This window comes from Novosphingobium organovorum (assembly GCF_022832435.1).
Classification (GTDB): Bacteria; Pseudomonadota; Alphaproteobacteria; order Sphingomonadales; family Sphingomonadaceae; genus Novosphingobium; species Novosphingobium organovorum.
In genome coordinates this window covers 1-4,922 of the sequence record NZ_JALHLF010000177.1, presented here as the reverse complement: position 1 = coordinate 4,922, position 4,922 = coordinate 1, and the positions used below count along the sequence as shown (strand labels likewise).

The following is a 4,922-nucleotide window of genomic DNA, read 5'->3' as shown; positions in this document are numbered from 1 at the left end:
CGCCGCGCCCAGGGTCGCGGTCAGCGCGCCGGCCAGCGCCGCCAGGCTCGCGGCGCGCGTAAAGAGTGCGTGTTTCATCTTCGAAGCTTCCCTTACATCTTGTAGCTGAGATTGAGGCCGACGGTGCGCGGCGTGATCGAGAAGGTCAAACCGCTGTAACCATAGCCACTGGCAACCGCGACGTTGCCGGTCGTATCGGTGACGTTGTTGACGAAGAGGTAAGCGCCCCAGCGATCCCCCTCGACGCCCGCGCGCAGGTTGAGCGTCGCGTAGTCGCCATAGGCGTTGTAGTACGCCGCAGTTTCATGGAACGCGCTCTGCTGCTTGCCGGTATAGGCAAAGTCGGCGCGCAGCAGGCCACCCAGTTGCGAGGTGAGCGCCCAGTTGTACGCCGCCGAAGCCGATGCGGTCCAGTCGGGCGTGTTGGGAATACGATCACCGGCAAGCCCGGTCGAACTGGTGATGAGCACCGCGTCGCTCGACTGGTCCTCGGTCAGGTGCGCGTCGGTGTAGCCCAGCGCGCCCTTGAGCGTCACGCCCATATAGGGCCGCGCCGTCATGTCGACCTCGAAGCCCTTGGCGCGCGCGTGGCCCGCGTTGGTGAGGAAGGCATAGGCGCCGTCCGCAGTGGTCGCCGAGGTCTGCATGTTGCTCCACTCGATGTCGAACACGGTGGCGTTGAACACCAGCGCGTTGTCCAGCCAGCTCGACTTCACGCCCACTTCGTAGTCCCACAGGCTGTCGGCCTTGTAGGAGACGAGGTTGGCGGCGAGGCCGGGAATGTTGTTGACGCCGCCGGGGCGGAAACCCTTCGAGGCGGAGGTGTAGACCATCAGCGTGGGGGTGATCTGGTAGCTCACGTTGAACTTGGCGAGCCAGCCGTTGGCGTTGGTGGTGGCCGAGCTGTAATCGGCCTGCGAGGAGCCGGTGTAGACGTTGGTGATGTACGATTCGCCCAGCGTCGTCTTGCGGTAGTCGTAGTAACGCGTGCCCGCCGTCAGGGTGAGCCCGTCGACCGGCTTGACCGAGGCTTCGCCAAAGCCCGCGATCTGGCGTTCATGCGTCTCGACGTAGCGGTAGGACAGCGGCTCGATCGGGTAGATCAGCGATCCGTCGGTAGCGTCCTCGCTCACCGAGTTGGAATCGATGTGGTCCTTGCGACTCTCGTAGTAGAACCCCACGGTCCAGTCGAGCCACGAAGGCCCGCGCCCCTCGTTCGAGGACAACCGCGCCTCGTAGGTCTGCGAGTGGACGTAGGCGGGCTGGTAGAGCACCACCGGGTTCATCGACAGGCCGTTGGCGGTGTAGGCCGACATCTGCGTGGACGAACAGGCGCTCGACTGGCCGTAGTAGGCCGCGCAAGCCGCCGTCGAATAGGAATAGGCGGTGACGATCGGGCTGAAATCGTACGTGCGGATGTAGCTGTAGTCGTAATAGCTGCCCGTCCCGGTCAGCGTCGCGAAGCCCAGGTCGCGCTCGGCCTTGAGGTTGTAGAGCTGCATCTTCGAGGTAAACGGCAGCTGGGCCGCCGAATCGGTCTTGTAGTGCCCGACGCTGGGATACCAGCCCTGCTGGTCGTCGGCCTTGCCGCGCTGGTAGACCACCGTGCCGGTCACCGTCGTCGCATCGTCGGGCTTCCAGCCGATCAGCCCGCGCAGGCCCCAGTTGGTGCTGTCGTTGATGTTCTTGGTGCCGTAAGTCACGTTGTCGATGTAGCCGGGCTTCTTCTCGTAATAGCCCACCACGCGCACCGCGAGCGTGTCGGCGACGATCGGCGCGTTGACCATGCCGCGCACGAAGTAGCCCGCGTTGCCGCCCTTGGTCGAGGTGACCTGCGCTTCGGAGCTGGCCTCGTATTCGTCGTAGTTGGGCTTGTTGAAAATGACCCGCAGCGTGCCGGCCATCGAACTGGCGCCGTAGAGCGTGCCTTGCGGGCCGCGCAGCACTTCGACCCGCTCGACGTCGTAGAGGTTGAGGTCGGCGGCCACCGCGCCCGAATCCTGCGTCGTGCCCGAAGGACCGGTGACCGGCGTCTCATCGTAGTAGAGGCCCACCGTCGCCTCGCCTGCGGCGTTGATGCCACGGATCGAGATGCGGCTCGAGCCCATCACCGAGCTGGTCACGTTGAGGTTGGGGATCTGCCGGAAATAGTCGTTGAGCTGGGTCGAGCCGGTCTGGGCAAGGTCCTGGCTGCCGAGCGCAACGATCGAGAGCGGCGTGCTCTGCACGGTCGTGCTGCGGCGCAGCGCAGTGACGACGATTTCGCCCTCGGGCTGCTGGGCGGCGGGCCTGGCCGTTTTGCCGGCCCCCTCGTCCTGCGCCTGAACCGAAGTCGCCAGCAAGAGCTGCGCGCTGATGATGCCGGTCAGGCCGAATATGACTTTTCTCATTCTAGCAATCCCTGTTCCTTTTGTGGCGCCCGCCCGGTCGCCCCCTCCCCTTGGCGGCTCTCGAAAGGAACCGGCCGCCTTGTCCCTGTGGACGCGGCCCTGGCGAACCCCCTCATTCGCCTGGTGAACATTTTTTGGAAAAGAACAGCCTGCGCGCACCGACCCGAAGCCGGGCTACCGCCGCCCGCCCGGCGCCCGCTCAGAACGTGCGGCTGTAACGCAGGCCCAGTTGCCGGCGGCGGGTGCGGCGTACCGTGTCGGTCCCCATCACCGTCCCGGCCCAGACGACCGCGCGTGTCCCGGTCAGGTTCTCGACGAAGAACGAGAGCCGGTCGGCCTTTCGCGAAACACCAAGATCGGCATCGAGCGTCACCATGTCACCCATGCGCAGGCGGGTAAGCTGGGTGCTGTCGGGAAAGGCGCTGTAACTTGGCCCGACATAGCGCGCGTCGAGCCCGCCCTCGAGCGCGAAGCCCGCCCCGATCGCGGTTTCGTACGACAGGCTCGAACTGACCGCGAGCGGCGCCACGTAGAGCAACCGATCGCCCTTGCGGCCCGACGCGGTGGCCGCCGTGCTGTCCTGATCGCGCGAAAGGCGCGCGTCGGTGTAGGTGGCGGCCAGCCGCGTCCTGAGCCCGGCAAGCCCCTCCCAGCTGACCGAGGCCTCCACCCCCGAGATGCGCGCCGCCCCCAGATTGGTAATGAAGCTGTAGCCGCCATCGGTGCTCGTCGCGCCGTACTGCATGTGCGACCACAGCTGGTGAAACCCGGTCAGGTCGACGTGCAGCCCGGCCTCGGGCAACGTGACCCGCGTGCCCAGCTCGAAATTGACCAGCCGGTCATCGCGGTAGGAGGCATCGGCGTCGGGCAGGCCGGGCACCACGTTGATCCCGCCGGGACGAAAGCCGCTGGCGACCTGGGCATAGGCCAGCACCCCGTGGCCCGGGCGCAGGTCGATCCGCGCCCGCCCGACGAAACCGTGCGCGCGGTAGTGCGCGTCGAACGAACTGGCCGTGTAGGGTTCGACGATGCGGCTGGGCAGCGAGACGGTGCCGCGCGCCGCGCGCCGGTAGAGGAAATAGCGCCCGCCCAGCGCCAGCGAGAGCCCCCCCTGCAGGTCGAGCGTGCCATCGGCGAACAGCGCATAGTCGAGCAGGCGCGTGCGGAAATCGCGCTTGTAGCTCGACACCGCGTCCGCCAGAGGCAAGCCGCTCGTGGTGTCGACCTGATAGGTCTGGGTCTCACCGCGATCGATGCGCTGCGCGGCGTAGGCCCCGGCGGTCCAGTCGAGCGATCCGGTCCCCGATGCGCGCAGCTCGGCGAGCGTGGAATCGACCTGGAACGGCTGGTCGAGCACCGCAGGGCCGGAAGCGCGCACGAAGCCATCGAAACTCTCCTGCTGCGCCGCGTTGCAGGCCGCGCCCCCCAGCGCGAAGTAGTTCGCGCAGCCGCTCGCGCTGCCAAGGTAGGACTGCATCACCACCGTATCATCGATCCGGCGATGCGGCGTCCAGCGCGTGTGCGCCAGCGTCATGTCCAGCCCGATCGTCCCGATCGCGCCATGCCCATCCAGACTGGCAAGCCAGAACCGGTCGCGAAACGGCAGGCGCACCGCCAGCGTCGAGGTGTCNGCGTCCAGCGCGTGTGCGCCAGCGTCATGTCCAGCCCGATCGTCCCGATCGCGCCATGCCCATCCAGACTGGCAAGCCAGAACCGGTCGCGAAACGGCAGGCGCACCGCCAGCGTCGAGGTGTCCCGCCCGGCCCCCGGCACCTGCGCGGAACTATCGCCCGTCGCGCTGGTCTGGTAGATCGCGGTCGCATCGAGCCGCCAGCCCCCCGCGCCCTGCCAGCGCAGCGCCAGCCGCCCGCCGCGGCGGCGCTGGCCATCGGTGTTGGAAAGCCCCAGCACCCGATTGTCGATCGTGCCGCCATGGCGTTCGTCGTAGGCCACCGCGCGCAGGCCCAGTTGCCCCTCCACCAGCGGCAGGTTGAACACCCCCGAAACGCGCCTGCCATCGCCGCCCCCACCCGAGACCGAACCTTCCGCCTCGATCCGCCCGCCCGCCCGGTCGAGATCGGGTGTCTCGAACAGGATGCGCACGGTGCCGGCCATCGCGCTGGTTCCGAACAGCGTGCCCTGCGGCCCGCGCAAGGCCTCGACCCGCTCGACATCGGTGAGCAGCAGGTCCGGCGTCATCAGCCCCGGATCGGTGGTCGTCCCGCCCGGCCCGGTTACCGGCACGTTGCCGTAGTAGACGCTCACCGTCGGCTCGCCCGGCGCATAGACCCCGCGCATCGACACGCGGTTGTAGCCCGCCCCCCAGCCGTTGACCGAAAGGCTCGGCGCTTCGCCCGAAAGGTCGGAAAGCCCCTCGACCCGGTGGCGGGCCAGATCGGCGCCGGGCAGCGCGATCAGGCTCATCGGCGTATCGGCCAGCAGCGTGGGGCGGCGCATCGCCGTCACCACCAGTTCGAGCGGGGGATGCGGCGCCAGCGACAGCGCCACCGGGCGCGGGCTCCCCTCGCCCGC

The 4,922-nt window shown here is 67.9% G+C and carries 3 protein-coding genes; all 3 read right to left on the bottom strand.

Annotated features, from left to right (window positions below):
• Positions 1–92: 92 nt before the first annotated feature.
• Complete coding sequence (locus tag MTR62_RS19970) at positions 93–2,390, bottom strand: TonB-dependent receptor (protein WP_244024242.1); 2,298 nt, start codon at positions 2,388–2,390, stop codon at positions 93–95.
• A gap of 199 nt (positions 2,391–2,589) precedes the next feature.
• Positions 2,590–4,002 (bottom strand): TonB-dependent receptor domain-containing protein, encoded by a 1,413-nt coding sequence (locus tag MTR62_RS19965; protein WP_244024240.1) that lies wholly within the window; start codon positions 4,000–4,002, stop codon positions 2,590–2,592.
• A complete protein-coding gene (locus tag MTR62_RS19960) occupies positions 3,921–4,814 on the bottom strand; it encodes a TonB-dependent receptor plug domain-containing protein (RefSeq protein WP_456152716.1) in 894 nt (297 codons plus the stop codon). The genes MTR62_RS19965 and MTR62_RS19960 overlap by 82 nt, the downstream gene beginning before the upstream one ends.
• Positions 4,815–4,922 lie beyond the last annotated feature (108 nt).